This is a genomic window from Roseovarius ramblicola, from assembly GCF_042430665.1.
GTDB classification, from domain to species: Bacteria; Pseudomonadota; Alphaproteobacteria; order Rhodobacterales; family Rhodobacteraceae; genus Roseovarius; species Roseovarius ramblicola.
The window spans coordinates 105,829-132,199 of the sequence record NZ_JBHMEC010000011.1 but is presented as its reverse complement, the minus strand read 5'-3'; the positions used below and the strand labels follow the sequence as shown (position 1 = coordinate 132,199).

The following is a 26,371-nucleotide window of genomic DNA, read 5'->3' as shown; positions in this document are numbered from 1 at the left end:
CGATCAGCAGGTGCAAAGAGTAGCTTGATTTACGCCAGATCCTGTCCAAGAGACGGGGAGTAGCTCAGAGTTCTATTGCCTCGCCTGCCAGAAAGCACGCAAGGCCGCCGGGGGCTTTGCCGACTGCACCGTCAAGGATGGGCGCGCGATGCTGATTGCCATGTGCGCCGTCTGCGAAAATGTGGTCCACAAGCCCGTGTCCGTGGCCCGCATCCCCGATCTCGAACGCCTGCTGGACCTCACAATCACGCGGCATCCGCCCTCGAAAGGCCCAATGGGAAAGGAAGCGTGAAAGCACATTAAGGAGGCGGAGAGGCGCCCCCGTGTTTTTCCACTTCAGGCCACCACCGCCCGGCACGATTTCGGGCACCCAAAATCAAGCCTTATCGGAGGTCAGGATGCGCAAGCGCCCCAATGAGCAGAACGAACGGATCAAACGCCGGTTCATGGAGTATCGCAAACACGCGCGGCAGTTGTCGGAGAAGTCTCTGGACAAGGAGCTGGCGGCGCTGGAACGGTTCGATGTCTGGAACGGACGCAAGGATTTCGCACGGTTCCATATCGAATGGCCGATGGGGTTCCGTGCGCATCTGGAACAGGCCAGGGGCGCGAACAGCAAGCCGCTCGGCAAATCTACCGCCCGCACGATCATGGCCACGCTGCGCGAGTTCACGCTCTGGCTATCGCAGCAGGACGGCTATCGCAGCCGGATCAAGCCGGGCGACGCCGATTATTTCCGCCTCTCCCGCCGCGACGAGGCCGAGGCCCGTGCGGCCCCTGGGCGGCCGGCCCCGAGCGTGCGGCAGGCCAGGCGCGCGCTGGCGATGATGCCTGCCACGACGCCGCGCGACCTGCGCGACCGGGCTGTCGTCGCCTTGCTGTGCCTGACCGGCATCCGCGTGTCGGCGCTGGTGTCGCTGCGCATCAAGCATGTCGATCTTTCCGAGAAATCCGTGACGCAGAACCCGCGCGAGGTCGCGACCAAGTTCGGCAAGCGGATGGAAACCTTCTTTGCCAGGGGCTTCGACGACGCCGAGACCGCGCTGGCAGCGTGGCTGGCACATCTTGACGAGGTCGAACTCTACGGGCCTGATGACCCGCTGTTCCCTGCCACCGCCATCGCCCCGCGCGCCAATGCCGGGTTCAAGGCGAGCGGGTTTGCCCGTCGCCCCTGGCGTAGCACCGAACCCGTCCGCAAGATCGTGCGCGAGGCGTTCGAAGCGGCGGGCCTGCCGAACTATGGCCCGCATTCCTTCCGTCACATGCTGGCGCGCCACGCCGCGAAAACCGCAGGATCGGTCGCCGAACTGGTCGCCACGTCACAGAACCTCGGCCACACCGACGTGCTGACCACCCTGCGCAGCTACGGCCAGATCGACCGCGACCGCCAGCGCGCCCTCATCACCGGCCTGACCGACGACGACGTGATCGAATGAAAAGTAGCCGGGGCTTCACCAAGCCGGAGCCGTGGGAACAAGCGTGGGAACAGCCCAAGCGAGTAAAAATTTTATCGTTTAAGGGCAGTAGTATAGCGGAAAAACGTGGCGGAAGGGGTGGGATTCGAACCCACGGATGCTTGCACATCGCCGGTTTTCAAGACCGGTGCAATCGACCACTCTGCCACCCTTCCGGAACCGCGCGCGGATGCGAGTTCCGCTCCGTAACCTGATACGCGCGATTCTGAAAGTATCCTTGTCTGGCCGAGCGGATGTCAGGGTCGAGGCCCGGTCCTCGCGGTGATGAAGAGCCTTTCGATGGCGGTCGTGATGATGGCTCTTGACGTCTGTCACCGGTTGCGGAGCCGCTCGGCGAACCCCGCCACCTCCGGGTTGCCGGGAATAGCTCCAGGTAAGACCGACCGACGGCGTCCCGATCACCCGGACCGGGCCCGACGGCCCAGGGCGGCCCACGGGATCGCCGTCGGAGCCATCATGCCACGATTCGAACAGACGGGGCGGGCGGGCGCTCGCGCGGTGGCGGGCAAGCACACCTTGTCCCGCGCGGGGTGGGGGGCTGGAACGTGCCCGCGTTCATTCGCGTTCCTTCGCAGTCCCGCGCCCCGCTCCGACTGCTTGATTTCGTATGGTCGCGGCGCTCAAGACCGGGTCCCGCCTTTGAGCAATATGCTTTGGGGTTCGCGCCAGGCCGATAGCCGGGCCCCTCTTGCGCCCGCATGACCACCGGCATAAGGCAACGCCATGCCGCAGCCCCTCTCATATCGCCAGCACCTGCGCGCCGTGCTCGGCCTTGGCCTGCCGCTTGCCGGCAGTCATCTTGCGCAGTTCGCGATCACGCTCACCGATGCGGTGATGCTTGGCTGGTACTCGGTCGAGGCGCTGGCCGCCGAGGTGCTGGGCGGCACGCTCTTTTTCGTGCTGTTCATCATGGGCTCGGGCTTTGCCTGGGCGGTGATGCCGATGGTGGCGCGCGCCGCCTCCTCGGGCGAGGAGGCGCAGGTGCGGCGCGTCACGCGCATGGGACTCTGGGCGTCGGCGATATTCGGGCTCGCCTGCCTGCCGGTGACGCTGGGCTCTGCCACGCTGTTCCTTGCGCTGGGGCAGGACCCGGGCACCTCGGCGTTGGCTGGCGACTACCTTGTCATCGCGGGCTGGGGCATCCTGCCCGGGCTGATGGTGATGGTGCTCAAGTCCGCGCTCGCCGCGCTGGAGCGGACCGGCGTTGTGCTGTGGGTGACGCTGGCGGCGGTCGCGCTCAACATTCTGGTCAACTATGCGCTCATCTTCGGCAATCTGGGGATGCCCGAGCTGGGTGTGCGCGGCGCGGCCATCGCCTCGGTCTCGGTCAACGTTGCCTCGATTCTGGTTCTGGCCGTCTACGTGCAGCACAGCATGCCCGAGCACACCATGTTCGCCCGGCTCTGGCGGCCCGACTGGGAGGCGCTGGCGCAGGTGTTCCGCCTCGGCTGGCCCATCGGCATAACCAACCTCGCCGAGGTCGGTCTCTTCGCCGCCTCGTCGGTGATGATGGGCTGGCTGGGCACCTTGCCACTGGCGGCACATGGCATCGCGCTGCAGGTCACCTCGGTGATCTTCATGGTGCATGTCGGCCTGTCGAACGCGGCCACGGTGCGCGCGGGGCAGGCGCAGGGGCGCGGCGACGGGCCGGGGCTGCGCGCGGGCGCGCGGGTGGTGCTGGCGGTGTCGGGGCTTGTGGCGCTCGGCACGGTTGTCGTGTTCCTCAGCGTGCCGGAAACCCTGATCGGGCTGTTTCTCAGCCCCGACGACCCGGACCGTCCGGCGGTCGTCGCGATCGGGGTGATGCTGCTCGCGGCGGCGGCGCTTTTCCAGGTGGTGGACGCGGCGCAGGTCATGGCGCTCGGGCTGTTGCGCGGGGTGCAGGACACCCGCGTGCCGATGGTGATCGCGGCGCTGAGCTACTGGGCCGTGGGCGTCCCGGCCAGCTATGTCCTGGGCTTCCCCCTCGGGTTCGGGGGGGCGGGCATCTGGCTGGGGCTGGCGCTGGGGCTGGCGCTCGCGGGGGTGTTCATGCTCTGGCGTTTCTGGGGCTGGTCGGTGCGCGCCGTGCCGGTCTGACCGGTTTCCGGTCTCTCAGCCGACCCGCCGCCGCCGCGCGCGCCAAACGATCAGGCGGTCGATCCCGTAGCCTACCGCAACCACCGCACCAAAGCCGAACACCGCCCGGATCACCATCAAAATCCAAAGCAGGTTGACCGCGCCCATCACCAGCGCGGCGGTGGTATAGTTTGGTGCGGCGTCCATCTGGCCTCTGCGCATGGGCGCAGTTTACCGCGAATCGGGCGTCTGTCAGGTGTTTTCTCGCGCCTCCGCCAGCGCCTGCGGCAGCATCTCGCCCAGCACCGCCATCTCGGGCGCGGGGCCGCAACTGATGCGGATGCAGCGGTCCTGCGGTGCCACGAAGGGCATCCGCACGAACACGCCCCGCTCCACCAGCGCCGCCAGAACCGCGCGGGCGAACGCGCCGTCCTTCCCGCAATCCACGGCCACGAAATTGGCGGCAGAGGGCAAGGCGCGCAGCCCGTTCTCCGCCGCGACCCCCGCGATCACGTCGCGCGAGCGGGCCACCTCTGCCTGCACATGAGCCAGCCACGCGCCATCGTGCAAGGCGGCCAGCGCCCCCGCCTGCGCCATCCGCGTCATGCCGAAATGGTTGCGCACCCGATCGAAGGCGGCGATCAGCCCCGTATCCGCCACCGCGTAGCCGATGCGCGCACCGGCCATGCCGTAAGCCTTGGAAAAGGTGCGCATCCGGATCACGCGCGTATCGTCGGCGGCGATCTTCGGGGCGGTGCCTTCGGGGGCGAACTCGGTATACGCCTCGTCGAGGCACAAGACGCAGCCATCGGGCAGCGTGTCGAGCGCCGCCGTCACATCGACGCCGCGCGCCCAAGTGCCCATCGGGTTGTCGGGATTGGCGAAATAGACCAGCTTTGCCCCGACCTCGCGCGCGCGGTCGATCAGCGCGGGCAAGTCCTCGGCATCATCCCGGTAGGGCACCTTGTGCAGCACCCCGCCAAAGCCGGTGACATGGTAATTGAACGTCGGATAGGCCCCTTGGGACGTCACCACCGCATCCCCCGGTGCCACCAGCAACCGCACCAGATTGCCGAGCAGCCCGTCGATCCCCTCGCCCACCAGCACGTTTTGCGGCGCCACGCCCATGTGCCCGGCCAGCGCCTCGCGCAGATGATGGCTTTTGGGATCGCCGTATTTCCACACCTCCGCCGCCTCGGCGCGCATGGCATCCAGCGCGGCGGGAGAGGGGCCGAAAAGGTTCTCGTTGGCGCCCAGGCGCGCGGCGAAGGGCGCGCCGCGCGCGCGCTCCTGCTCCTCGGGGCCGACGAAGGGCACGGTGGCGGGCAGGGAGGCGGCGAGCGGGGTCAGGCGGGGTCCGGTCATGGCGGTCAGTTAACGGGAGGACGGCGCGGGCTGCAAGACCCCGATGCCGCCACGTTCCGCTGGCGCGGTGTGTGGCGGGCGTGGTTCACTGCCCGCCAAAGGAGGACCGCTCATGCCCCGCGTCACCACCGAGATCACGGATCACATCGCCCATGTCACCCTGACCCGCCCCGAGAAGCGGAACGCCGTCGATCCCGAGATGGCCGAGGCCATCGTCGCCGCGGGCCACGCCCTGCACGATGCGGATATCCGCGCCGTGGTGCTGTCGGGCGCGGGGCGCGCGTTCTGCGCCGGGCTTGACGTGATGAGCTTTGCCGCGCTGGCAAAGGGCGACCCCGAGGCGCTCGTGTTGACGCGCACGCATGGCGACGCCAACCTGTTTCAGGAGGTCGCAATGGTCTGGCACCGGCTGCAGGTGCCGGTGATCGCGGCGCTGCACGGGGCGGTCTATGGCGCCGGGTTCCAGCTCGCGCTCGGCGCCGATATCCGCATCGCGTCGCCCGACGCGCGGCTCGCCGTAATGGAGATGAAATGGGGCCTCATCCCCGACATGGGCGGCATGGCGCTCTTGCCGCGGCTGACCCGGTCGGACGTGATCCGGCGGATGACCTATAGCGCCGCGCCGGTGGACGCGGCGCAGGCGGCGGCGTGGGGCCTCGTGACCGAGCTGGCCGATGACCCGTGGGCCGCGGCGCACGACCTCGCCCGCGACATCGCCGGCCGCAGCCCGGCGGCGATCCGCGCCGCCAAGCGGCTGATCGGCGTGGCCGAGAGCGGCGCTCCGGTGGCCGATGTGCTGATGGCGGAGAGCCGCGAACAGGCGGCGCTCATCGGCGGGCCCGAGCAGATGGAACAGATCGCCGCCAACATGGCCGGGCGCGTGCCGGACTTTGGGGGCGGGTGATGGCGCGCACATAAAAGTTTATTGTTTTCCAGATTGTTATGGCGCGTTGCCGGGAAGCGCCCGATCCCGCGTCACGCGTCTGCTGCCGTGCCGCCATCCGCCCCGATCCGCGCGCGCACCTCGGTAATGAAATCGTCACCACGCCGCTCGAAATTGTCGTACTGGTCGAAGCTCGCCGCCGCGGGCGCGAGCAGCACCACCTCGCCGGGCTGCGCCTCGGCCATCGCGGCCTCCACGGCGGCGGACATGGTGGTGCAGATCGCCGCCTCCACCCCGTTGAGCCCGAGCGCGAACCGCGCCGCCTCGCGCCCGATGACATAGGCCTTGACCACGTGGGGCAGGCCGGGGGCGAGATTGGCGAGGCCGCCCTCCTTTTCCAGCCCGCCGCAGATCCAGCGGATGCGGGGGAACGCCATCAGCGCCTTGAGTGCTGCGTCGACATTGGTGGCCTTGCTGTCGTTGACGATGCGCACACCGCCCGTCTCGGCCACGATCTGACTGCGGTGGGGCAGGCCCTCGAAGCTGTGAAAGCCGCGCTCGATCACCCGGGGGGCGAGCCCCGTGGCGCGGCAGGCGGCGTAGGCGGCGCAGGCGTTCTGGTGGTTGTGCGCGCCGGGTAACCCCTTGATTTCGCGCAGGTCGATCGCGCCCACCTGCTTGCCCTTGCGGGTCTCGGCGAGAAAGCCCTTGCGCGCGACCACGGCCCATCCCGGCCCGCCGAGCTTCTGCCCCGAGGAGGTGCGGATCACCCGGTCGTCGGTGGGGCCTTCGCTCAGTTGTCCGGCGAGAAAGCGGCCCTCGGCCTCGTCCACGCCGATCACCGCGCGGTCCGGCCCGCCCTCCGAGAACAGCCGCCGCTTGGCCGCGAAATAGCCCCCCAAGCCGCCGTGGCGGTCGAGATGATCGGCAGAAAGGTTTGTGAAAACAGCAACATCGGGGGTCAGCGCGCGGGCAAGCTCGGTCTGGTAGCTGGAGAGCTCGAGCACCACCACCCCGCCATCGCCCGGCGGGTCGAGATCGAGCACGCCGCGGCCGATATTGCCGGCAAGCTGCACGTCGCGCCCCGCCTCCGCCAGGACATGGTGGATGAGGGCGGACGTGGTTGATTTCCCGTTGCTTCCCGTCACCGCGATCACCCTGGGCGCGGTGTCGAACCGGTGCCACGCCTCGGTGGCGAGCGAGCGGAAGAACAGGCCGATATCGTTGTCCACCGGGATACCAAGGCCAAGGGCGGCGGCGACCACCCGGTTGGGCGCGGGGTAGAGATGCGGGATGCCGGGCGAGACGATCAGCCGGTCCACACCGTCGAGGGCCTCGTCGCGGGACAAGTCCTTGATTTCAAACCCTTCCGAAGCGGCGTCCTCGCGCGGGGCCCGGGTGTCGTCCCAGGCCACCACCTCGGCGCCGCCGGCCATCAGGGCGCGCGCCGCCGAGAGGCCGGAGCGGCCCAGCCCCAGCACCGCCACGCGCCGCCCGGATACGCCCTGAACCTCGATCATCGCGGCCTTGCCCCCTCATGGTTGTCAGCGCCGGGCAGAGTGCCCCGGCGGGGCGGCGCGCGCAAGCGGGTTAACGAGAGGTTGCGCGGGGCGTGCGGGGGGATCGGCGGGGCGGGGCGAATCGGCAGGTTAACAAGGGGGATGGGGGGATTTGGCGCGTCGGTATCGCGTCGGTATTCCGGCGGTATCGCGACGGTGCCGGGGGGCGGCGAGGGGGTGGTTAATGCGGCGGGCGGTCGTCCGGGCGGGCGCGGGGGTCATCCTCCGGCCGGACCCGTGGACCTCCGCCCCCGGCGGTCATGGACAGCCGCCCCCCGGCGCGCCTACACTCGATGTTAACGAAAACCGGCTTCAATGGCCGGACAGCAGGGACGGGCGGCATGAGCGGCAGCGGCGGCAACCACCTCTATTACGGCGACAACCTGAGCGTGCTGCGCGAGGGCATCGGGGACGCATCGGTGGACCTCGTCTATCTCGACCCGCCGTTCAACTCCAATGCCACCTACAGCCACCTCTTCAAGGATGAGAGCGGGCAGGTCTCGGGCGCGCAGATCGCGGCATTCGACGACACCTGGCATTGGGATGACATGGTGTCGGGGCAGGCGCTGATCGAGTTGCGCGACAGCCCCCATCAGGAGGCGGCGAAGATGCTCGACGCCATGGTGGGGTTTCTGGGCAAGAACCCGATGACGGCGTATCTGGCGATGATGGCGGTGCGGCTGGTCGAGTTGCACCGGGTGCTGAAGCCCACGGGCAGCCTTTATCTGCACTGCGACCCGACGGCGAGCCATTACCTGAAGATCCTGCTGGATGCGGTGTTTGGGGCGTCTAACTTCAGAAGTGAGATTATTTGGAAGCGCACGTCCGCTCACGCAAACGCGAAGAGGAACTTCGCCGCCGTTCATGACGTTCTCCTTCTTTTTTCGAAAACGAAAGGTTTTCTACATAACGAAAGCTACGGGCCTTACTCCCAAGAATACATCGACGAACATTTTGTCCACCTCGATCCCGATGGCAGACGTTTTCGTAGAAGTGACTTGGTGAACCCGGCGGTTCGCCCAAACCTCAGATATGAATTTACCGCGAGCAACGGCATAACATACCAGCCGCACCAGAATGGGTGGAAGGTGTCCAAAGAGGTGATGGAACAACTTGACCGAGAGGGTCGTCTCTTCTTCCCAAAAAAGGAGAACGCCCGTCTTAGAAAGAAAATCTATCTCGATGAAAGTCCGGGGGTTCCGTTAACTGACGTTTGGGATGAGCCGCGCCCCATACATGCATCGGCAGCGGAACGCCTCGGCTACCCGACCCAGAAACCCGTGGCCCTGCTGGAACGCATCCTCGCCGCCTCGTCCAACCCGGGCGACGTGGTGCTCGATCCGTTCTGCGGCTGCGGCACCACCGTCCACGCGGCGCAAAAGCTGGGCCGGCAATGGATCGGCATCGACATCACCCATCTGGCGATCAACCTGATCGAGACGCGGCTTTACGACGCCTTCGAGGGGCAGGCGGCGTTCACCGTCCACGGCGTGCCGCAGGATATCGGCGGGGCGCGCGATTTCTTTGACCGCGACGACAAGACCAAGAAGGAATTCGAGAAATGGGCCTGCGGCCTGATCAAGGCCTATCCGCAGGGCGGCGGCAAAAAGGGCGCGGATGGCGGCATTGACGGCCTGTTCCGCTTTGGCCCCGCCAGGGAACACACCGCCATTGTCAGCGTCAAGGGCGGCAAGAACGTGGGTGTGGCGATGGTCAAGGACCTCGACGCCACCGTGACCGAACAAAACGCGCAGATCGGCGTTTTCCTCACCCTCACCCCGCCGACCAAACCCATGCTCGATTGGGCGCGCGGTGCGGGCACCTTTCAGGTGGACGGGTTCGACCCGGTACCGCGGCTGCAAATCATCACCGTCGAGGAGGCAATGCAAAACGGCCCCCGCGCCGTCAACACGCCCCTGCGCCACGGCAGCCCCTACAAGAAAGCCGCGCGCGAGGAGGACGCGCGCGCGCAGGGCTCGCTCGACCTGTGACGCCGGTGCCGGGCCGCGCGCGCCCTTGGGCTGCGAAAGCGGGTGTGCTTTGGCGCGGCATGCGCTAAGGGGGCGCAGGACGGACAGGGCAGGGGGAAGCGATGCGCGATCATGACGACACCGAACCGCCCGACACAGGGCCGCGGCTGGTGCTGGCGGCTTCGCCGGGGCGGCGGTTGATCGGCGTCGGCTCGGTGACGGTGCTGGGAGGGCTGATGCTGTGGGTGACGCTGAGCCAGCCGCTCGCGCCGCAATGGCAGGTGGCCATGGTGGCGATGGGCGCGGGCGCGCTGTGGCTGGCGTGGCGGATGTGGCGCGCCACCTCCGCCTGGCTGGTGCTGGAGCGCGACGCGCTGATGAGCAGCGACGGACGGGTGCTGGCGCGGATGGAGGACGTGGTGTCGGTGGCGCGCGGCGCGTTCGCCTTCAAGCCCTCCAACGGGTTTACCGTGACGCTGCGTGACGGCGGGCCGGTCGCGTGGGAGCCGGGGCTGTGGTGGCGCATCGGGCGGCGCGTGGGCGTGGGCGGCGTCACCCCCGGCTCGCCGGCGCGGCTGATGGCGGAGCTGATGCAGGAGCGGATCGCGCGGCGCGACGAGGGCTGAGCGGCGGTGGTTGAGCGGCGGCGGCCGGGCGTCAGCCGGTGCCGGGCACGCAGGTGTCGGTAAAGCAGAGCTGCGGCGCGAAGCGCGGGATCACGAACATCTGCGTCTCGAGCGGGTGGCCGGTGAAGTAGCCGGTGCTCACCGGCGGCGTGAAGCGGCCGCTGCTCTCGACAAGGATGATCTCCTCGCCGTCATCCATGACCGGGAAGACGCCATGGGCCTTGCGCACCTCGCCGTCGGTGAGGGCGGTCATCGCGCCCTCGCCGCGCACCTTCGACCAGCGCAGGTCGAACTCGTCGATGTCATCGTGGCTGTCCTTGCGGTAGCGCACCGCCGAGATGCGCAATTGCGCGTCGTCGGTGCCGCTCATCAGGTCGAAGACGCGCTTGATGTTGTCGAGATAGAGGTCGGTGACCACCGCGGTCTCGCGCGACAGGATGTCGGCGACGGTATAGGTCGCCTTCTCGCGCAGGCTCTGCTGGCGGAACATGCTGTAAGCCTCGTAGGAGAACAGCAGCCCGAGCATCAGCAGCGGCGCGATGATCAGCGTCTCGACGGCGACGACGCCGCGCTCGTCGCCGCGGATGCGGCGCAGGTGCCGTGCAAGGCTGGACGCGAGCCGGCGCATCAGATCGGCTCCTGCACGAAGGCGGAGACGGTGGTGAGCGCCACATCGCCGGCGGAATCCTTGGTCAGCGTGTCGCCCAGTATCGCTTCGGGAAAGAGCGGCTTGTATTTCAGGCAGGCGCGCAGCAGCATGAGCTGGTTCTGCCCGCCGGGGATGAAGGTGCGCACCGGCCTCGACGGCTCGGACGTGTCGGTGCAGTCGGGCGTGGTGTCGAGCGTGGCGAAGCTGCGCAGGTCGGTCGGGATCATCTCCAGCCGCAGCCTGGTCCCGCAATCGGCGATCACCGGGGCGTTGTCGCAGACGATGCGCTTGATATCGTCATGCCCGGGCGCGGTGCCGGTCCCGAGGCGCACCTCGCGCACCGCGATGTCGAGCCCGCGTTCGAGCATCGCCGCGTGCATCGCCAGCATCCCCAGTTCGACCGCGAAGACGATGAAGCCGATGAGCAGCGGCGCGACGATCGTGAATTCCACCGTGACCGAGCCGTGCGGGTCGCGGGCGAAACGGCGCATGCACCTGGAGAGGCGTGCCGTCATTGGGTCAGCCTCAGGTTCTGGACATTGGCGGCGATGGAGTTGAACACCGCGCTGATATCGGTGGTGTTGGCGCGGTAGTAATGGCTGGTGGAGGAGGCGCAATCGGACAGGACCCGCTCGGCGCGCCCGCCCTTGGACACCTCGAAGCCGATGGAGTAAACCACCACCCCGTGGGTCTTGGTTGCCCCGCAGACATCGCGCATGCGCGCGTCCTTGTCATTGCCGTCGAGTCTCTCGGAGCCGACATAGTCGTTCCACGCGCTCCAGTCGCCGGTGATCTCGGAATAGTAGCGCGGCGACATGTGGCCCCACGCCTCTTCCCAGTCGAGCCGCTCCTTGGAGACAAAGCCGTCGCGGTTCTCCAGATCCTCGAATTCATTGCGCGACAGCCAGTCGTCACGGTCGATATCGTAATACCGGTGGGGGCTGGGATCGCGCAGGTAGTAGGACGATGTGACCGGCCCGTCGTCCTCGTAGACGCATTCGAGCCAATCGAGATAACAGTATTGCTCGACCCATTGCTCGTGCCACTGGCGCGACGGGTTGGTGCGGTCGAAGGCGTGGTCGAATCTCTGCCCCTGTTGAGTGACACGGTAGAGGTTGGAATGCTTGCCGCGGTATTTCGGCGGGCTCCGGTCGAAGAAATAGGAGGTGGTGTTGGCGCCGTCGCCCATCATCACCACGACCTTGAGCGTTTCCGGCTCGGTGTAGTCGGCGGGGACATGCGCCAGCGCCGCGTCCATCTCGCCCTTGGCGATCAGTTGCACCGAAACCTGCCGGAAGCTGGGATCGAGCAGCGCCGCGCCCCAGTTCATGCCCTCGTGGCCGCTGGTGTTGCCGCTGGCCTGGAGCGAGTCGATCTTGGCGTGCAGCGTGCCCTCGTTCATCGAGTAGGGCAGGAACTTCATGTAGTCGTCGGTGAAGCAGGACCGCGAGGTGCTCTGAAGATTGTCGAAATCGCCGTAGAGCGAGGTATAGATCATCTGGTCCACCGGCTTGCCGCTGCTGAAGGCCGATTTGCCCGAGGTCAGCGTTGCGTGGTGGAAATCGTTCGCGTTGAAGCGCAGGCAGGTGGAGTTGTCGTGCCTGACATCCACGGCCAGCGCGTCGAACACCGATTTCGGCGGTGTCACCGACCAACTGAACGGGATGACCGAGATCACCGCGTTGCCTGGCTCGGAGGTGTCGAGGATGGTCGAGACGAATTGCTTGGCCGCCCCCCGCAGGCGCGAGATCTTGGTGCCGCCCATCGAGCCGGAGACGTCGAGCACGAGCGAGATTTCGAGTTTGGGGACGCGCACCTCCGCGGTCGAGATGCCGCCCGCGGTGAGCGTCTCCACCCCCGCGAGCCTCATCAGGTGGGTGTCGATCGTGCGCGAGGCGCGCGCCGTGACGCTGGCGGAGTTGAGGTAGATCTCGATATCGCCCTCCTGCTCGCCGGCGAGATAGGAGGACAGGTCGGCCTTGGCGAAGTAATCCTCGACGGTGGCGCGGGCCTCTTCGGGCGTGGCGGATTTCGCGCCGGCGAGCACCGCGCGGTCGAGCGTGGTCTGCAACTGGGCGCGTGTCATTTCGTGGCGCATCGAGTCGAGGGCGAGGCCGCCCACGATGAGCATCATCATCAGGATGAAGAGGGAGAACACCGTCACCACGCCGCCCTCGTCGCGGAGGAAACGGCCTGTCGCGCCCGTCCGTTGCGTTCGTGCGATGCAGTCACCCATGTCGTTTGCCTTTCGGTACCCTGCTCCGATCCCTGAACGGACCGGTCGAGCATCAACGCCGGAATATCCCGCCGGATTATGGTTGAATTATGGCGCGGCGGAGGCACCGGAGAGGCGCTAACTTAATGGAAAGACAATGGAAAAGAATGGTTCCGATTGTCTCCGATCCGGTGACAAAAAGTACCCTGGCCACCCGGCATGTCATGCCCCGGCCGCGCGCGCAAACCCTTGATTCGCGCTGGACATCGCGGTTTCATGCCGTAACCATCGCGCAACATGCGGCGGCTGGCCGCAGGATAAAAAGGGAGGGTGTAACGATGGCAGCCAAAAGGGAGCCGACATTCCGCGAAAGCGTCGACCTGATGTTCAACCGGGCGGTGGCGCTGACCGATCTCGCGCCCGGGCTGGAGGAGAAGGTCCGGGTCTGCAACGCCACCTACACGGTGCGCTTCGGGGTGCGGCTGCGCGGGCAGATCCACACCTTCACCGGCTATCGCAGCGTGCATTCCGAGCATATGGAGCCGGTCAAGGGCGGCATCCGCTACGCCATGGGGGTCAACCAGGACGAGGTCGAGGCGCTCGCCGCGCTGATGACCTATAAATGCGCGCTGGCCGAGGTGCCGTTCGGCGGCTCCAAGGGGGGGCTGCGCATCGACCCGCGCGAGTGGGAGGAGCATGAGCTGGAGATGATCACCCGCCGCTTTGCCTATGAGCTGATCAAGCGGGACCTCATTCACCCGGCGCAGAACGTGCCCGCCCCCGACATGGGCACCGGCGAGCGCGAGATGGCGTGGATCGCCGACCAGTACAAGCGCATGGCCACCACCGACATCAACTACCGCGCCTGCGTGACCGGCAAGCCGGTCAATGGCGGCGGCATCCAGGGCCGCACCGAGGCGACGGGGCGCGGCGTGCAATACGCGCTGCGCGAGTTCTTCCGCCATCCCGAGGACGTTGCCGAGGCGGGGCTGTCGGGCACCCTCGATGGCAAGCGCGTGGTGGTGCAGGGCCTTGGCAACGTGGGCTATCACGCGGCCAAGTTCCTCAGCGAGGAGGATGGCTGCAAGGTGGTCGCGATCATCGAGCGCGACGGCGGGCTGCTGGACGAAGACGGCCTGGACGTGGAAGAGGTGCGCAACTGGATCGCCAGGCACGGCGGCGTCGACGGGTACCCGCAGGGCCGCTATGTGCGCGACGGGACGAAATATCTCGAGCATGACTGCGATATCCTGATCCCGGCGGCCCTCGAAGGGGTGATCAACCTCGAGAACGCCGAACGGATCAAGGCGCCGCTGATCATCGAGGCGGCCAACGGCCCGGTGACAGCGGGGGCCGACGACATCCTGCGCCACAAGGGCACGGTGATCATCCCCGACATGTATGCCAACGCCGGGGGTGTGACCGTGTCCTATTTCGAATGGGTCAAGAACCTCAGCCATATCCGCTTTGGCCGGATCGGGCGGCGGCAGGAGGAGGCGCGCCACGATCTGATCGTCAGGGAGCTGGAACGGCTCAACCGCGGGATCGGCGACGTCTGGGAAATGTCGCCCGATTTCAAGCAGAAATACCTGCGCGGCGCGGGCGAGCTGGAGCTGGTGCGCTCGGGGCTCGACGATACCATGCGCTCGGCCTATCAGGCGATGCGCGAGGTCTGGCGGGGCCGCGAGGACGTGACCGACCTGCGCACCGCCGCCTATCTGGTGGCGATCGCGCGGGTGGCCGAGAGCTATCGGGCGATGGGGCTTTAGGGCCACGCGTCGCGCATTGGACAGAAAATGGCGCGAAGCGGGGTGGTCCGCGGGCGTCCGCGCTGCTAGCTCTTGGCTATCGGGCCGGGCGGACCGGCCATCAGAGGGGCGACATGCGATTTTCGGCGCTGCGGATTCTGAAAGAGGGGCTCACCGGCAACAAGGGCTGGCAGGCCCACTGGCGCGACGCCGAGCCGAAACCGGCCTATGACGTGATCATCATCGGCGGCGGCGGTCACGGGCTGGCCACCGCGCATTACCTGGCGAAGCGGCACGGGGTCACCAATGTGGCGGTGTTGGAGAGGGGATACCTGGGCGGTGGCAATATCGGGCGCAACACCACGATCGTGCGCGCCAATTACGGGCTGCCGGGCAACTCGGAATTCTACAGCCATTCGCTGAAGCTGTGGGAGGGGCTGGAACAGGACCTCAACTACAACGTGATGATGAGCCAGCGCGGGGTGATCAACCTGTGCCATTCCGACGGCCAGCGCGACGCCTTCGCGCGGCGCGGCAACGCCATGCGCAACCAGGGCGACGATGCCGAACTGCTCGACCGCGAGGGTGTGCGCAAGCTGGTGCCGTTCCTCGATTTCGACAATGCGCGGTTCCCGGTCCACGGCGGGCTCTACCATGCGCGCGGCGGCACCGCGCGGCACGACGCGGTGGCCTGGGGGTTTGCCCGCTCGGCCAGCGACCGGGGCGTGGATCTCATCCAGAACTGCGCGGTGACGGGGATCGACGTGGAGAATGGCCGCGTGCGCGGCGTGCAGACCTCGCGCGGGGCGATCAAGGCGAAAAAGGTGGCGATCATCGTGGCCGGACGCTCGAGCCAGGTGGCGGCGATGGCCGGGCTGCGCCTGCCGATCGAGAGCCACGTGTTGCAGGCGTTCGTCACCGAGGGGCTGAAGCCCTGCCTCGATCATGTGGTGACCTTCGGCATGGGGCATTTCTATATCAGCCAGTCCGACAAGGGCGGGCTGGTGTTCGGCGGCGATCTCGATTTCTATCCGTCCTACGCCGCGCGCGGCAACCTGCCGATGGCCGAGCACGTGATGGAGGCGGGCATGGCGATGGTGCCGATGATCGGGCAGGCGCGGATGCTGCGAAGCTGGGGCGGGATCATGGACATGAGCCCCGACGGCAGCCCGATCATCGACCGCGCGCCGGTGGACGGGCTCTACCTCAATTGCGGCTGGTGCTATGGCGGGTTCAAGGCGGTGCCGGGATCGGGCGACGCGATGGCCCATCTGATCGCCACCGACAGCCCGCACCCGGCGGCGGCGCGGCTGCGGCTCGACCGGTTCGCCACCGGTGCCGGGCTGATGGACGAGGAAGCCACCGGCAGCCAGCACAACCTGCACTGACGCGAGAGGGACGGGGCGTGGGCATGGATATTTTCGGCAAGATGAAGGAGCGAGGCGCGTGAGGATACCCTGTCCGCTTTGCGGGATGCGCGATCTGCGCGAGTTCAGCGTGCGCGGCGCGGCGCTGCCCGAGCCCGGCGGTGCCGAATGGAGCGCGGCGTGGGACGACTACCTGCACACCCGCGACAACCCGGCGGGCGCGTCCCGCGAATTCTGGTATCACGGGCAGGGCTGCGGCGCGTGGCTGGTGGTGACGCGCGACACGGTGAGCCACGAGATCGCGGGCGCGCAGCTTGCGGGTGCGGAGGATGCGTCATGAGGATCGAAGGCAAGGGGCGCATCGACCGCACGCGGCCCGTGGCGTTTTCCTTTGACGGGGTGCGCCACGCCGGGTTCGCGGGCGACACGCTGGCCTCGGCGCTGCTGGCCGATGGCGTGCGCATGATGGGCCGGTCGTTCAAGTATCATCGCCCGCGCGGCGTGATGACCGCCGGCAGCGAGGAGCCCAACGCGCTGGTGACGCTGGGCAAGGGCGCAGCACAGGTGCCCAATTGCCGCGCCACCACGACTGAATTGCGCGAGGGGCTGGTGGCGCGCAGCCAGAACCGCTGGCCGTCGCTGGGCCTTGACGTGCTGGCCGTGAACGACCTGATGGCGCCGTTCTTTGGCGCCGGGTTCTACTACAAGACCTTCATGTGGCCACGCGCGTTCTGGGAGAAGGTCTATGAGCCCGCGATCCGGCGCGCCGCCGGCCTCGGCGCGCTGTCGGGGGAGCCGGCGGAGGACCGCTGGGAGCGCGCATTCGCCCATTGCGACATCCTGGTGATCGGCGCGGGGCCTGCGGGCCTGATGGCGGCGCTCGCGGCGGCGGAATCGGGGGCGGATGTGATCCTCGCCGAAGAGGATGTGCAGGCCGGCGGGCGGCTGCTGGCCGAGACCGGGGAGGTGGACGGGCAGGACGTGGCCGACTGGGCGGCGGAGATGGCGGCGCGGTTGGCGGCCATGCCCAACGTGCGGATCATGACGCGGACGGCGGTGACGGGGGCGTATGACGGCGGCACGTTCGGCGCGCTGGAGCGGATCGCGCCCGATATCGAGCGCCGCCCGGACGCGCCCGCAGGCTGTTTCTGGCGGATCGCGGCGCGGCGCGCGGTGCTGGCGGCGGGGGCGCTGGAGCGGCCCGTGGCATTCCCCAACAACGACCGCCCCGGCGTGATGATGGCGGGTGCAGTGCGCGCCTATCTCAACCGCTGGGGCGTGGCGGCGGGGCGCAGCGTTCTGGTCTTTGGCAACAACGACAGCGCCCACCGCACGGTGGCCGATCTGCAGGAGGCGGGGGTGCACGTCGCCGCGCTGGTGGATGCGCGGGCGCACGCCACCTGCGCGCATGACGTGGCGTTCTATCCCGGCGCGCAGGTCACCGGCACGAGCGGGCGGCGCGGGGTCGAGGCCGTGTGCATCGCCACCGCGCGCGGCGAGGAGCGCATCGCCGCCGATACCGTCGCCGTCTCGGGCGGGTGGAACCCGACGGTGCATCTGGCCTGCCACACCGGCGCGCGGCCGGTCTGGGACGAGGCGCGCGCGGCGTTCCTGCCGCCCGAGGGGGCGGTGCCGGGGATGTCGGCAGCCGGGGCAGCCGCCGGGCATTTCTCGACCCGCGCCTGCCTGGAAAGCGGGCTGGCCGAGGGGCGGCGCGCGGCGGAGGATCTGGGGCTGAAGCCTGCCGCGCCGGACGTGCCGCCGGCCTCGGACGGGGCCTATGACATCTTGCCGCTGTGGCAGGTGGAGGGGCGCGGGCGCGCCTGGCTCGATTTCCAGAACGATGTGACGGTGAAGGATGTGGCGCTGGCGGCAAAGGAGAATTTCCGCTCGGTCGAGCACATGAAGCGCTATACCACGCAGGGCATGGCCCCCGATCAGGGCAAGAATTCCAACGTCGCCGCGCTCGCCGTGCTGGCCGAGGCCACCGGGCGGAGCATTCCGGGGACCGGCACCACCACATTCCGCCCGCCCTACGTGCCGGTGCCGATCGCGGCGATGGGCGCGGGCGGCAAGGGCAAGAGTTTTGCGCCCGAGCGGTTCACCACCAGTCATTCGGGAACGATCCGGCGCGGCGCGCCGGTGATCGAGGCGGGGCTGTGGTACCGGCCAAGCTATTTCCCGAAGCAGGGCGAGACGAATTGGCGGCAGTCCTGCGACCGCGAGGCGAGGATGGTGCGCGAGACGGTCGGGGTGTGCGACGTCTCGACCCTCGGCAAGATCGACGTGCAGGGGCCGGATGCGGCGCAATTCCTCGATTTCCTCTACACCAACATGATGTCGAAACTGGCCCCCGGGCGGGTGCGCTATGGCCTGATGCTGCGCGAGGACGGGCATGTCATGGATGACGGCACCTGCGCGCGGGTGGCCGAGGATCATTTCCTCGTCACCACCACCACGGCGGCGGCGGGTGCGGTGATGCGCCATGTGGATTTTGCCGCACAGGTGCTGAGGCCCTCATGGGACGTGCGGGCGGTGTCGGTGACCGAGCAATGGGCACAGTTCGCCGTGGCGGGGCCGCGCGCGCGCGAGGTGCTGGCGCAGGTGCTCGACGCGCCGGGCGCGCTCGACGATCTGCCGTTCATGGGCTGCGGGCCGGTGACGGTGGGCGGCGTGGCGGCCCGGCTCTTTCGCATCTCGTTCTCCGGCGAGACGGGCTACGAGATCGCGGTGCCCGCGCGGTACGGTGCGGCGCTCTTCGAGGAGCTGGTGGGCCGGGCCGAGGGCCTGGGCGGCGGTGCCTACGGGATGGAGGCGCTCAACGTGCTGCGCATCGAGAAGGGGTTCATCACCCATGCCGAGATCCACGGGCGGGTGACGGCCCTGGACGTCGGAATGCAGGGGATGATGAGCCGCAAGAAGGATTTCATCGGCAAGCCGGCGGCGGGCCGCGAGGGCCTGATGGACGAAGGGCGCGAGCAGCTTGTCGGCCTCAGGGTCGTGGGCGCGGTCAAGGAATTGCTGTCCGGCGCGCATCTCTTCGACGAGGGCGCGGAGGCGGTGGCCGGGAACGATCAGGGCTACATCACGAGCGCGTGCTACTCGCCCGCGATGGGCCATGTGATCGGTCTGGGGTTCCTTGCGCGCGGGCGCGCGCGGATCGGGGAAAGGGTGCGCGCGGTGGATCACCTGCGCGGGTCGGAGACGGTCTGCGAGGTCTGCGCGCCCGGATGGGTCGATCCCGAGGGAGGGCGGATGCGTGGTTGATCTGGCTGAAGCGACGCCCTGCGCGGGGCTGGTGCCGGTGGCGGCGGGCGCGATGCGGCTGACCGAGGAGAGCCCCGGGCGCGTCACGGTGCTGGCCGCGCTGAACGGGCAGGGCGCGGCGCTGGGCCGCGCGCTGGCGCAGGCGCACGGGCTGGGCTGGCCCGCGCCGGGCGAGGTGATCGCGGGCGCGGGCGGCGCGGTGCGGTGGTTCGGGCCCGAGATGGCGCTGCTCATCGGGCCGGAGCCCGGCGAGGGGCTGGCGAAACATGCCGCGCTTACCGATCAGTCGGATGCCTGGGCGGTGCTGCGGCTCGAAGGGGCCGGGGCCGCGGCGGCGATGGCGCGGCTGACGCCGCTGGATGTGCGCGAGAGCGTCTTTGGCGTGGGCCGCACGGCGCGCACGGAGGTGGCGCACATGGCCGGCGCGGTGACGCGGACGGGCGCGGAGGCGTTCGAGATCATGGCGTTCCGGTCGATGGCGGCGAGCCTCGTGCACGAGGTGACGCTGGCGATGCGCCGGGTCGCGGCGCGGGCGTAAACTGCGCGGGTGCGCCATGAATGCGCCCCCTGCGGCGGCCCTCGGGCGCGCGGAGCGGTACGCCGTAACTGACTGACATCCTTGCCGGAGAGAGACACGGGCCACGGCCTGTCCGCGCGCGTGCGGCGCGCGGTGCGGTTCATCTTTGTTAAACCTTTGCCCGTCTGATGCCCATCGAGCGCCGAGGTGAAGGAGCGAGCGATGATACTGGATTTCTTCCGGCAGGGAGGAGGGGCGGAGGCGACGGAGCCCCCCGAGCGCAAGGCGAGTGCTGCGGGCCGCGTGATCGCCTGGGGCGGCGCGGGGCGTGTGGCATGGAGCCCGCGCGACGCGGTGAGCCTGACGCGCACCGGGTTCGCGGGCAATCCCGTGGGCTTTCGCGCCGTCAAGATGATCGCCGAGGCGGCGGCGGCGCTGCCGCTGGTGTTGCGCGATACCGGGCGGCGTTATGCGGTGCATCCGCTGCTCGAACTTGTCGCCGCGCCCAACCCGGCGCAGGGGCGGGCGGAGCTGTTCGAGGCGCTCTATGGCCAGCTATTGCTGAGCGGCAACGCCTATGTCGAGGCGGTGGGCGCGGGCGATGGTCTGCCGCTGGAGCTGCACGTCCTGCGCTCCGACCGGATGAGCGTGGTGCCCGGCGGCGATGGCTGGCCGGTGGCGTATGAATACAGCGTCGCCGGGCGCAAGCACCGGTTCCATCTGGGCACCGGCGTGCCCTGCATCTGCCATATCAAGAGCTTTCACCCGCAGGACGACCATTACGGCCTGTCGCCGATGCAGCCCGCCGCGCAGGCGGTGGACGTGCACAATGCCGCGAGCCGGTGGTCGAAGGCGCTGCTGGACAATGCCGCGCGGCCCTCGGGGGCGATCGTCTACAAGGGCGCCGAGGGGCAGGGGGCGCTGAGCACCGATCAGTATGACCGGCTGGTCGCCGAGATGGAATCGCATCATCAGGGGGCGCGCAATGCCGGGCGGCCGATGCTGCTGGAAGGCGGGCTCGACTGGAAGCCGATGGGGTTTTCGCCCTCGGACATGGAATTCCAGCAGACCAAGGAGGCCGCGGCGCGCGAGATCGCGCTCGCGTTCGGTGTGCCGCCGATGCTGCTGGGGATTCCCGGCGATGCGACCTATGCCAATTACCAGGAGGCGAACCGGGCGTTTTACCGGCTGACGGTGCTGCCGCTGGTGGCGCGGGTGAGCGCCAAGGTGGCGGCGTGGCTCAACGCCTTTACCGGCGAGGCGCTGGATCTCGCGCCCGATCTCGACCATGTGCCGGCGCTTGCCGCCGAGCGCGATGCGCAATGGGCGCGCGTGGCGGGCGCGGATTTCCTGACGGCGGCGGAGAAGCGGGCGTTGCTGGGGCTGCCCGAGCTGCCGGGCGAGGGCGCGGATGACTGAAGGTGCGCCGCCGCCGCGCTATGGCTTCGAGGCGTTCGACTGTGCGCCCGCGCTGCGGCTGGAGGCGCATGAGCGGGTCTCGGAGCTGCAACAGCGGGCGATGGCCGAGCGGCTGGAGCGGCTGGAAGCGGCGGTCGAGCGGCTGGAGCGGCGGCTGTGGCTGGCGGTCTACGGCGTGGTGGCGGCGGTGCTGGTGCAGGCGTTTCAGCCGATCCTGGCGGCGTTGCCGGGGTGAACGGAAAGGGCGAGGTGATGGAGACGGAACTGGAGCGGAAATTCATGCAGGGCGGGGCCGAGGGGCTGCGCGTGACCGATGCGGGCGGGATCGAGGGCTATGCGAGCCTGTTCGATGCGCCCGACAAGGGTGGCGACGTGGTGGCGCGCGGCGCCTATGCGGCGAGCCTCAAGCGGATGGCGGCGGAGGGGCGCCGCGTGCGGATGCTGTGGCAGCACGACCCGCGCGAGCCGATCGGCATCTGGGACGAGGTGCGCGAGGACGGGCGCGGCCTGTGGGTCAAGGGGCGGCTGCTGGACGGGGTGGCGCGCGCCCGCGAGGCGGCGGCGCTCATCACGGCAGGCGCGCTCGACGGGCTGAGCATCGGCTATCGCACGGTGCGCGCGCACCGCAATGAGAAGGGCCAGAGGCTCTTGCAGGAACTGGAGCTTTGGGAGGTGTCGCTGGTGACCTTTCCGATGCTGCCCAGTGCGCGGGTGGCGGCCAAGGGCGGGAGCCCGCTGGACGAGACCCTGCGCGAGATGGCGACCGTGCTGCGGGCGGCGCGCCGGGAGATGGCGCAGCAGTAGCGCCGGCCCGCAACCGAGAGGAGTTGACGATGACGACCGAGACGAAGGCTCGGACCGGGGAAGATGTGTCTCCGGCCGCCGAGATGGGGGAGGCCCTGCGCGGCTTTCTCGACGAGTTCACCGGCTTTCGGGCCGGGATCACCACGCGGATTCAACAGCAGGAAGACAAGATGACCATGATCGAACGCAAGACCCTGACGCAGGCGCGCCCGCACCTGGCCGGCACCTCCGACATCCACGCGCCGCATCGCAAGGCGTTCGACGCCTATCTGCGCTCGGGCGACGATGACGCGCTGCGCGGGCTGGAGATGGAGGGCAAGGCGCTCAACACCGCGGTGGCCGCCGAGGGCGGCTATCTGGTCGATCCGCAGACCTCGGAGACGATCCTGTCGGTGATGAATTCCACCGCCTCGATCCGGTCGGTCGCCAATGTGGTGCAGGTCGAGGCCACGTCCTTTGACGTGCTGGTGGACCACACCGAACTGGGTCATGGCTGGGCCACCGAGACCGGCCCGGTGGCGGAGAGCGACACGCCGCAGATCGACCGCATCGCCATCCCGCTGCACGAGTTGAGCGCGCTGCCGAAGGCGAGCCAGCGGCTGCTGGATGACAGCGCCTTCGACGTGGAGGGGTGGCTGGCCACGCGCATCGCCGACCGGTTCGCCCGCGCCGAGGCGGCGGCGTTCATCTCGGGCGACGGGGTGGACAAGCCGCGCGGCTTTCTCAGCCGTCCTGCGGTGGACAACAGTGTGTGGACCTGGGGCAACCTCGGATACGTGCCGACCGGCGTCGACGGCGATTTGAACGGCCCCGATCCGATCGTCGATCTGGTCTACGCGCTGGGGGCCGAGTACCGGGCGGGTGCGAATTTCGTGATGAATTCGCGCACCGCCGGCGTGGTGCGCAAGCTCAAGGATGCCGATGGCCGGTTCCTGTGGTCCGACGGCCTTGCCGCCGGAGAGCCCGCGCGGCTGATGGGCTACCCGGTGCTGATTGCCGAGGACATGCCGGATATCGCCATCGGTGCGGATGCCATCGGCTTTGGTGCTTTCCGCGCCGGTTACACCGTGGCCGAGCGCCCGGACCTGCGCATCCTGCGCGATCCGTTCAGCGCCAAGCCGCATGTCCTGTTCTACGCCACCAAGCGCGTGGGCGGCGACGTGAGCGATTTCAAGGCAATCAAGCTCTTGCGGTTCGCCGCCGCCTGAGGCGGGCGGCGACGACGGGCGGGGGCGCATTGCCCCCGTCCGAAAGGCGCGCGCCGCACGATGCGGCGCTGCTCAACTCCCCCTCCGTCCGGGCAGGGCCGGGCGGTGCGCGCCGACAAGGCCGGAGGGGTCCGGGATGATGGAGATGGTCCATGCTGCTGATGGAAGAGACCGTGGTGCCCGACACCGCATTGCCGCTGGCGGAGTTCAAGGCGCATCTGCGGCTGGGCACCGGCTTTGCGGATGACGATATTCAGGATCCCGTGCTGGTGGGATTTCTGCGCGCGGCGCTGGCCGCGATCGAGGGGCGCACCGGCAAGGTGCTGATCGAGCGGGTGTTTTCCTGGGTGCTGCACGATTGGCAGGACCCTGCGGCGCAGCCCCTGCCGGTGGCACCGGTGGCGGCTGTCCAGAGCCTGATGCTGCGCGACCTCGCCGAGGAGGAAGAGGTGATCGACCCCGCGCTCTACCGGCTGGAGCGCGACGCGCACCGCCCGGTGCTGCGGACCGCGGGGCAAGGCCTGCCGCTGGTGCCGACGGGCGGGGTGGCCGAGATCGTGTTTCGCGCGGGCTATGGCGCGGGCTGGAGCGACCTGCCCGCCGATCTGGCGCAGGCGGTGCTGCTGCTGGCGGCGCATTACTACGAGCACCGGACCGAGACCGCGCTGCGCGAAGGATGTATGCCGTTTGGCGTGGCCAGCCTGATCGAGCGCTACCGCAAGGTGCGGCTGCTGGGCGGGGGGGCGCGGTGATGGCGCGGCCGGTTCTCAATCGTCCACTCGTTCTGGAGGTGCCCGAGCGTGTGCCCGATGGCGCGGGCGGGTTCGCGCAGGCGTGGGCCGTGCGCGGCACGCTCTGGGCGGCGCTCGACGTGCGGACCGGGCGCGACGCCGGGGGCGAGGCGCTGCGTCTGGGGCGCGCGGGATATCGCATCACGGTGCGCGCCGCGCCGCAGGGTGCGCCGTCGCGGCCCAACCCCGGTCAGCGGCTGCGCGACGGCGTGCGGCTGTTTCACATCCTTGCCGTCACCGAGAGCGATGCGGGGGCCGGATACCTGACCCTCTGGGCCGAAGAGGAGGTGGTGGCATGAGCTATGGCATGGCGGCACCGCTTCAGGCGGCGATCTGGCAGCGCCTGTCGGGCGATGCGGCGCTGGCCGCGCTGGTGGGCGGCGCGATCTATGACGCGGCGCCGCAGGGCGCGGTGCCCGACCTCTATGTCGCCCTCGGCCCCGAGGAGGCGCGCGGGCGCGGCGACGGCACCGGCGCGGGGGCCGAACACCGCGTCACCGTCTCGGTGGTGAGCGCGGCGGCGGGCTTTCTCGCCGCCAAGCGGACGGCGGGGGCGGTGAGCGACGCGCTGGAGGGCGCGGCGCTGGGCCTCGACCGGGGGCGGCTGGTGTCGCTCAACTTTCTGCGTGCCCGCGCGCGGCGCAGCCGCGACGCGCAGCGGCGGCGGATCGATCTGACCTTTCGGGCGCGCGTGGATGACGATGCCTGATCCCTAGAGTGTGTCGGGTTCATCTGCATTCACGCGGCACACTCTGAATTATTGATTTCGCATGTTCGAGAAGCTCAAAACCGGTTCCCACTTTTGAGCAACATGCTTTGGCAGAACGGAGACGAGACATGGCAGTTCAGAACGGCAAGGACCTTCTCATCAAGGTCGATCTCAATGGCGGCGGCAATTTCCAGACGGTGGCGGGGCTGCGCGCGACGCGGGTGAGCTTCAATGCCGAAAGCGTGGATGTCACCAGCCTCGAATCCGCGGGCGGCTGGCGCGAGTTGCTGGCCGGGGCGGGCGTCAAATCCGCCGCCATCAGCGGCTCGGGGATTTTCCGGGATGCCGCGAGCGATGCGCGGATGCGGCAGATCTTCTTTGACGGGGAAATGCCGGATTTCCAGGTCGTCATTCCCGATTTCGGCACCATCGAGGGGCCGTTTCAGGTCACGGGCATCGAGTATGGCGGCACCCATGACGGCGAGGCGACCTACGAGATGTCGCTCGCCTCGGCCGGGCGGCTCGATTTCGTGGCGCTGTGAGCGGCGGCATGGCCAACCCGTATGCGGGCGAGGTGGCGCTGGTGCTGGACGGCGAGGCCAGGGTGATGCGGCTGACGCTGGGGGCGCTGGCGGAGATGGAGGCGGCCATGGGGGCGGAGTCGCTCGTCGATCTGGTGACGCGGTTCGAGGAGGGGCGGTTTTCCTCGCGCGACCTGCTGGCGGTGATCGTCGGGGGGCTGCGCGGCGGTGGCTGGGAGGGGCAGCCCTCGGATCTGCTGACCGCCGGGATCGAGGGCGGGCCGGTGGCCGCCGCCCGCGCGGCGGCGCAGCTTCTGGCGCGGGCCTTTGCCCTGCCGGGTGAGGCGGGATGAGCGATACGCGCTTCGACTGGCCCGCGCTTTTGCGCGCGGGGGTGCAGGGGCTGGGCCTGCGACCGGCGGAGTTCTGGGCGCTGACGCCGGTGGAACTGCGGCTGATGCTGGGCGAGGGGCGCGGGCCGCGCCCGATGGCGCGCGACGGGCTGGAGGCGCTCTTGGCGGCCTTTCCCGACAAGATTGAGGAGATGAGCGATGGATGAACTGGAGCGCGCCGACGATCTTGAGGCGCAGGTCGCGGCGCTGGTCGACGCGATGGGGCAGGCAGGCGCGATGGCCGCCGCCTTTGCCGGGGAACTGGCCCGGGTGCGCGGCGGGTTTGCCGCCGCGGGGCAGGACGTGCAGAGCCTGGAACGGGGGCTGAGCCGGGGCCTGCGCGGGGCGCTGCGCGGCGCGGTGGTGCAGGGCGACAGCCTGTCCGACAGCCTGCGGCGGCTGGCGACGACGATGGTCAACACCGCGTTCAACGACGCCGTGCGGCCGGTGACCGAGCAGGTGGGCGGACTGCTGTCGCAGGGCGTGGGCGCGCTGGTGGGCGGGCTGCTGCCGTTTGGCAGGGGCGGCGGTTTTGCGCAGGGGCGCGTCATGCCCTTTGCCAATGGCGGGGTGGTGAGCGGGCCGGTGACGTTTCCGATGCGCGGCGGGCGTGCCGGGCTGATGGGCGAGGCGGGGCCGGAGGCGATCCTGCCGCTGTCGCGCGGGGCCGACGGGCGGCTGGGCGTGCGCGCGCAGGGCGGCGGCAATGTCAGCGTGGTGATGAACGTGAGCACGCCGGATGTCGAGGGATTCCGCCGCAGCCAGGGCCAGATCGCAGCACAGCTTGGCCGCGTGATCGGGCGCGGCGCGCGCAACCGCTGAGAGGGA

The 26,371-nt window shown here is 68.9% G+C and carries 28 protein-coding genes and 1 tRNA gene; 22 read left to right on the top strand and 7 right to left on the bottom strand.

Annotation, left to right across the window (positions count from 1 at the left end; translation table 11 throughout):
- Nucleotides 1-148 precede the first annotated feature (148 nt).
- Entirely contained in the window at nt 149-292 is a 144-nt protein-coding gene (locus ACFFU4_RS07820; RefSeq protein ID WP_377068771.1) for a hypothetical protein, read from the top strand.
- 106 nt (nt 293-398) lie between these two features.
- Nucleotides 399-1,436, top strand: a complete 1,038-nt coding sequence (locus ACFFU4_RS07815) for a tyrosine-type recombinase/integrase (protein WP_377068769.1) — start codon at nt 399-401, stop codon at nt 1,434-1,436.
- Between the two features lie 106 nt (nt 1,437-1,542).
- On the opposite strand, the gene ACFFU4_RS07810 is transcribed toward ACFFU4_RS07815, so the two are convergent.
- Nucleotides 1,543-1,630: transfer RNA gene (locus ACFFU4_RS07810), tRNA-Ser, on the bottom strand.
- A 568-nt stretch (nt 1,631-2,198) separates the two neighbouring features.
- Here ACFFU4_RS07810 and ACFFU4_RS07805 point away from each other — a divergent pair.
- Nucleotides 2,199-3,554, top strand: a complete 1,356-nt coding sequence (locus tag ACFFU4_RS07805; RefSeq protein WP_377068767.1) for an MATE family efflux transporter — start codon at nt 2,199-2,201, stop codon at nt 3,552-3,554.
- Between the two features lie 15 nt (nt 3,555-3,569).
- Here ACFFU4_RS07805 and ACFFU4_RS07800 read toward each other — a convergent pair whose 3' ends face one another.
- Together ACFFU4_RS07800 and ACFFU4_RS07795 are read right to left on the bottom strand one after the other, a co-directional pair.
- The gene (locus tag ACFFU4_RS07800) at nt 3,570-3,740 is read right to left on the bottom strand and encodes a hypothetical protein (protein ID WP_377068765.1); all 171 of its coding nucleotides are present in this window, start codon (nt 3,738-3,740) and stop codon (nt 3,570-3,572) included.
- A 45-nt stretch (nt 3,741-3,785) separates the two neighbouring features.
- A complete protein-coding gene (locus ACFFU4_RS07795; RefSeq protein WP_377068763.1) occupies nt 3,786-4,898 on the bottom strand; it encodes a pyridoxal phosphate-dependent aminotransferase in 1,113 nt (370 codons plus the stop codon).
- Nucleotides 4,899-5,010: 112 nt separating this feature from the next.
- Here ACFFU4_RS07795 and ACFFU4_RS07790 point away from each other — a divergent pair, with 112 nt between their 5' ends.
- Complete coding sequence (locus ACFFU4_RS07790; protein ID WP_377068761.1) at nt 5,011-5,802, top strand: crotonase/enoyl-CoA hydratase family protein; 792 nt, start codon at nt 5,011-5,013, stop codon at nt 5,800-5,802.
- A 71-nt stretch (nt 5,803-5,873) separates the two neighbouring features.
- Here the strand turns inward: ACFFU4_RS07790 and murD are convergent, their stop codons facing one another.
- Nucleotides 5,874-7,301, bottom strand: a complete 1,428-nt coding sequence (gene murD / locus ACFFU4_RS07785) for a UDP-N-acetylmuramoyl-L-alanine--D-glutamate ligase (protein ID WP_377068759.1) — start codon at nt 7,299-7,301, stop codon at nt 5,874-5,876.
- 380 nt (nt 7,302-7,681) lie between these two features.
- On the opposite strand from murD, the gene ACFFU4_RS07780 reads away from it, so the two are divergent.
- Together ACFFU4_RS07780 and ACFFU4_RS07775 are read left to right on the top strand one after the other, a co-directional pair.
- Nucleotides 7,682-9,331 (top strand): site-specific DNA-methyltransferase, encoded by a 1,650-nt coding sequence (locus tag ACFFU4_RS07780; protein WP_377068757.1) that lies wholly within the window; start codon nt 7,682-7,684, stop codon nt 9,329-9,331.
- 101 nt (nt 9,332-9,432) lie between these two features.
- Entirely contained in the window at nt 9,433-9,936 is a 504-nt protein-coding gene (locus tag ACFFU4_RS07775; protein WP_377068755.1) for a hypothetical protein, read from the top strand.
- A gap of 31 nt (nt 9,937-9,967) precedes the next feature.
- On the opposite strand, the gene ACFFU4_RS07770 is transcribed toward ACFFU4_RS07775, so the two are convergent.
- The 3 genes from ACFFU4_RS07770 to ACFFU4_RS07760 are packed head-to-tail and all read right to left on the bottom strand — an operon-like array spanning nt 9,968 to nt 12,821.
- Nucleotides 9,968-10,564, bottom strand: a complete 597-nt coding sequence (locus tag ACFFU4_RS07770) for a TadE/TadG family type IV pilus assembly protein (protein WP_377068753.1) — start codon at nt 10,562-10,564, stop codon at nt 9,968-9,970.
- Nucleotides 10,564-11,076, bottom strand: coding sequence for a TadE/TadG family type IV pilus assembly protein (locus ACFFU4_RS07765; protein WP_377068751.1), 513 nt, complete (start codon nt 11,074-11,076; stop codon nt 10,564-10,566). The genes ACFFU4_RS07770 and ACFFU4_RS07765 overlap by 1 nt, the downstream gene beginning before the upstream one ends.
- 20 nt (nt 11,077-11,096) lie before the next feature.
- The gene (locus ACFFU4_RS07760; RefSeq protein WP_377068749.1) at nt 11,097-12,821 is read right to left on the bottom strand and encodes a pilus assembly protein TadG-related protein; all 1,725 of its coding nucleotides are present in this window, start codon (nt 12,819-12,821) and stop codon (nt 11,097-11,099) included.
- Between the two features lie 317 nt (nt 12,822-13,138).
- Here ACFFU4_RS07760 and ACFFU4_RS07755 point away from each other — a divergent pair, with 317 nt between their 5' ends.
- The 16 genes from ACFFU4_RS07755 (at nt 13,139) to ACFFU4_RS07680 (ending at nt 26,365) form a co-directional block, all read left to right on the top strand.
- Nucleotides 13,139-14,569 (top strand): Glu/Leu/Phe/Val family dehydrogenase, encoded by a 1,431-nt coding sequence (locus ACFFU4_RS07755; RefSeq protein WP_377068747.1) that lies wholly within the window; start codon nt 13,139-13,141, stop codon nt 14,567-14,569.
- A gap of 113 nt (nt 14,570-14,682) precedes the next feature.
- Nucleotides 14,683-15,936: a sarcosine oxidase subunit beta family protein gene (locus ACFFU4_RS07750; protein ID WP_377068745.1), complete on the top strand. Its 1,254-nt coding sequence runs from the start codon at nt 14,683-14,685 to the stop codon at nt 15,934-15,936.
- A 58-nt stretch (nt 15,937-15,994) separates the two neighbouring features.
- The gene (locus tag ACFFU4_RS07745; protein ID WP_377068743.1) at nt 15,995-16,255 is read left to right on the top strand and encodes a sarcosine oxidase subunit delta; all 261 of its coding nucleotides are present in this window, start codon (nt 15,995-15,997) and stop codon (nt 16,253-16,255) included.
- Complete coding sequence (locus ACFFU4_RS07740; RefSeq protein ID WP_377068741.1) at nt 16,252-19,182, top strand: sarcosine oxidase subunit alpha family protein; 2,931 nt, start codon at nt 16,252-16,254, stop codon at nt 19,180-19,182. The genes ACFFU4_RS07745 and ACFFU4_RS07740 overlap by 4 nt, the downstream gene beginning before the upstream one ends.
- Entirely contained in the window at nt 19,175-19,720 is a 546-nt protein-coding gene (locus tag ACFFU4_RS07735) for a sarcosine oxidase subunit gamma (protein WP_377068739.1), read from the top strand. Before ACFFU4_RS07740 ends, ACFFU4_RS07735 begins: the two co-directional genes overlap by 8 nt.
- 201 nt (nt 19,721-19,921) lie before the next feature.
- Complete coding sequence (locus ACFFU4_RS07730) at nt 19,922-21,118, top strand: phage portal protein (protein WP_377068737.1); 1,197 nt, start codon at nt 19,922-19,924, stop codon at nt 21,116-21,118.
- A complete protein-coding gene (locus ACFFU4_RS07725) occupies nt 21,111-21,353 on the top strand; it encodes a GTA head formation protein, RCAP_rcc01685 family (protein ID WP_377068735.1) in 243 nt (80 codons plus the stop codon). Before ACFFU4_RS07730 ends, ACFFU4_RS07725 begins: the two co-directional genes overlap by 8 nt.
- Nucleotides 21,354-21,370: 17 nt before the next feature.
- Nucleotides 21,371-21,922, top strand: a complete 552-nt coding sequence (locus tag ACFFU4_RS07720; RefSeq protein WP_377068733.1) for an HK97 family phage prohead protease — start codon at nt 21,371-21,373, stop codon at nt 21,920-21,922.
- Nucleotides 21,923-21,951: 29 nt separating this feature from the next.
- Complete coding sequence (locus ACFFU4_RS07715) at nt 21,952-23,130, top strand: phage major capsid protein (RefSeq protein WP_377068731.1); 1,179 nt, start codon at nt 21,952-21,954, stop codon at nt 23,128-23,130.
- A 152-nt stretch (nt 23,131-23,282) separates the two neighbouring features.
- Nucleotides 23,283-23,882, top strand: coding sequence for a head-tail connector protein (locus ACFFU4_RS07710; RefSeq protein ID WP_377068729.1), 600 nt, complete (start codon nt 23,283-23,285; stop codon nt 23,880-23,882).
- Nucleotides 23,882-24,220 (top strand): head-tail adaptor protein, encoded by a 339-nt coding sequence (locus tag ACFFU4_RS07705; RefSeq protein ID WP_377068727.1) that lies wholly within the window; start codon nt 23,882-23,884, stop codon nt 24,218-24,220. Before ACFFU4_RS07710 ends, ACFFU4_RS07705 begins: the two co-directional genes overlap by 1 nt.
- Entirely contained in the window at nt 24,217-24,630 is a 414-nt protein-coding gene (locus ACFFU4_RS07700; protein ID WP_377068725.1) for a DUF3168 domain-containing protein, read from the top strand. Before ACFFU4_RS07705 ends, ACFFU4_RS07700 begins: the two co-directional genes overlap by 4 nt.
- Nucleotides 24,631-24,758: 128 nt before the next feature.
- A complete protein-coding gene (locus tag ACFFU4_RS07695; RefSeq protein ID WP_377068723.1) occupies nt 24,759-25,172 on the top strand; it encodes a phage major tail protein, TP901-1 family in 414 nt (137 codons plus the stop codon).
- Nucleotides 25,173-25,180: 8 nt separating this feature from the next.
- On the top strand, nt 25,181-25,504 hold the full coding sequence (locus tag ACFFU4_RS07690) for a gene transfer agent family protein (protein WP_377068721.1): 324 nt from the start codon (nt 25,181-25,183) through the stop codon (nt 25,502-25,504).
- Nucleotides 25,501-25,710 (top strand): rcc01693 family protein, encoded by a 210-nt coding sequence (locus ACFFU4_RS07685; RefSeq protein WP_377068719.1) that lies wholly within the window; start codon nt 25,501-25,503, stop codon nt 25,708-25,710. Before ACFFU4_RS07690 ends, ACFFU4_RS07685 begins: the two co-directional genes overlap by 4 nt.
- Entirely contained in the window at nt 25,703-26,365 is a 663-nt protein-coding gene (locus ACFFU4_RS07680) for an RcGTA-type gene transfer agent tail tape measure protein (RefSeq protein WP_377068717.1), read from the top strand. The genes ACFFU4_RS07685 and ACFFU4_RS07680 overlap by 8 nt, the downstream gene beginning before the upstream one ends.
- The last annotated feature ends 6 nt before the right edge of the window (nt 26,366-26,371 follow it).

Coding starts and splice junctions, on each gene's coding strand:
- ACFFU4_RS07685 (WP_377068719.1), top strand. CDS start 25,501: ATGAGCGATACGCGCTTCGACTGGCCCGCGCTTTTGCGCGCGGGGGTG.
- ACFFU4_RS07820 (WP_377068771.1), top strand. CDS start 149: ATGCTGATTGCCATGTGCGCCGTCTGCGAAAATGTGGTCCACAAGCCC.
- ACFFU4_RS07680 (WP_377068717.1), top strand. CDS start 25,703: ATGGATGAACTGGAGCGCGCCGACGATCTTGAGGCGCAGGTCGCGGCG.
- murD (WP_377068759.1), bottom strand. CDS start 7,301: ATGATCGAGGTTCAGGGCGTATCCGGGCGGCGCGTGGCGGTGCTGGGG.
- ACFFU4_RS07805 (WP_377068767.1), top strand. CDS start 2,199: ATGCCGCAGCCCCTCTCATATCGCCAGCACCTGCGCGCCGTGCTCGGC.
- ACFFU4_RS07690 (WP_377068721.1), top strand. CDS start 25,181: ATGGCCAACCCGTATGCGGGCGAGGTGGCGCTGGTGCTGGACGGCGAG.
- ACFFU4_RS07710 (WP_377068729.1), top strand. CDS start 23,283: ATGCTGCTGATGGAAGAGACCGTGGTGCCCGACACCGCATTGCCGCTG.
- ACFFU4_RS07730 (WP_377068737.1), top strand. CDS start 19,922: ATGATACTGGATTTCTTCCGGCAGGGAGGAGGGGCGGAGGCGACGGAG.
- ACFFU4_RS07750 (WP_377068745.1), top strand. CDS start 14,683: ATGCGATTTTCGGCGCTGCGGATTCTGAAAGAGGGGCTCACCGGCAAC.
- ACFFU4_RS07760 (WP_377068749.1), bottom strand. CDS start 12,821: ATGGGTGACTGCATCGCACGAACGCAACGGACGGGCGCGACAGGCCGT.
- ACFFU4_RS07755 (WP_377068747.1), top strand. CDS start 13,139: ATGGCAGCCAAAAGGGAGCCGACATTCCGCGAAAGCGTCGACCTGATG.
- ACFFU4_RS07700 (WP_377068725.1), top strand. CDS start 24,217: ATGAGCTATGGCATGGCGGCACCGCTTCAGGCGGCGATCTGGCAGCGC.
- ACFFU4_RS07780 (WP_377068757.1), top strand. CDS start 7,682: ATGAGCGGCAGCGGCGGCAACCACCTCTATTACGGCGACAACCTGAGC.
- ACFFU4_RS07705 (WP_377068727.1), top strand. CDS start 23,882: ATGGCGCGGCCGGTTCTCAATCGTCCACTCGTTCTGGAGGTGCCCGAG.
- ACFFU4_RS07695 (WP_377068723.1), top strand. CDS start 24,759: ATGGCAGTTCAGAACGGCAAGGACCTTCTCATCAAGGTCGATCTCAAT.
- ACFFU4_RS07770 (WP_377068753.1), bottom strand. CDS start 10,564: ATGCGCCGGCTCGCGTCCAGCCTTGCACGGCACCTGCGCCGCATCCGC.
- ACFFU4_RS07815 (WP_377068769.1), top strand. CDS start 399: ATGCGCAAGCGCCCCAATGAGCAGAACGAACGGATCAAACGCCGGTTC.
- ACFFU4_RS07765 (WP_377068751.1), bottom strand. CDS start 11,076: ATGCGCCGTTTCGCCCGCGACCCGCACGGCTCGGTCACGGTGGAATTC.
- ACFFU4_RS07720 (WP_377068733.1), top strand. CDS start 21,371: ATGGAGACGGAACTGGAGCGGAAATTCATGCAGGGCGGGGCCGAGGGG.
- ACFFU4_RS07775 (WP_377068755.1), top strand. CDS start 9,433: ATGCGCGATCATGACGACACCGAACCGCCCGACACAGGGCCGCGGCTG.
- ACFFU4_RS07725 (WP_377068735.1), top strand. CDS start 21,111: ATGACTGAAGGTGCGCCGCCGCCGCGCTATGGCTTCGAGGCGTTCGAC.
- ACFFU4_RS07800 (WP_377068765.1), bottom strand. CDS start 3,740: ATGGACGCCGCACCAAACTATACCACCGCCGCGCTGGTGATGGGCGCG.
- ACFFU4_RS07790 (WP_377068761.1), top strand. CDS start 5,011: ATGCCCCGCGTCACCACCGAGATCACGGATCACATCGCCCATGTCACC.
- ACFFU4_RS07740 (WP_377068741.1), top strand. CDS start 16,252: ATGAGGATCGAAGGCAAGGGGCGCATCGACCGCACGCGGCCCGTGGCG.
- ACFFU4_RS07715 (WP_377068731.1), top strand. CDS start 21,952: ATGACGACCGAGACGAAGGCTCGGACCGGGGAAGATGTGTCTCCGGCC.
- ACFFU4_RS07795 (WP_377068763.1), bottom strand. CDS start 4,898: ATGACCGGACCCCGCCTGACCCCGCTCGCCGCCTCCCTGCCCGCCACC.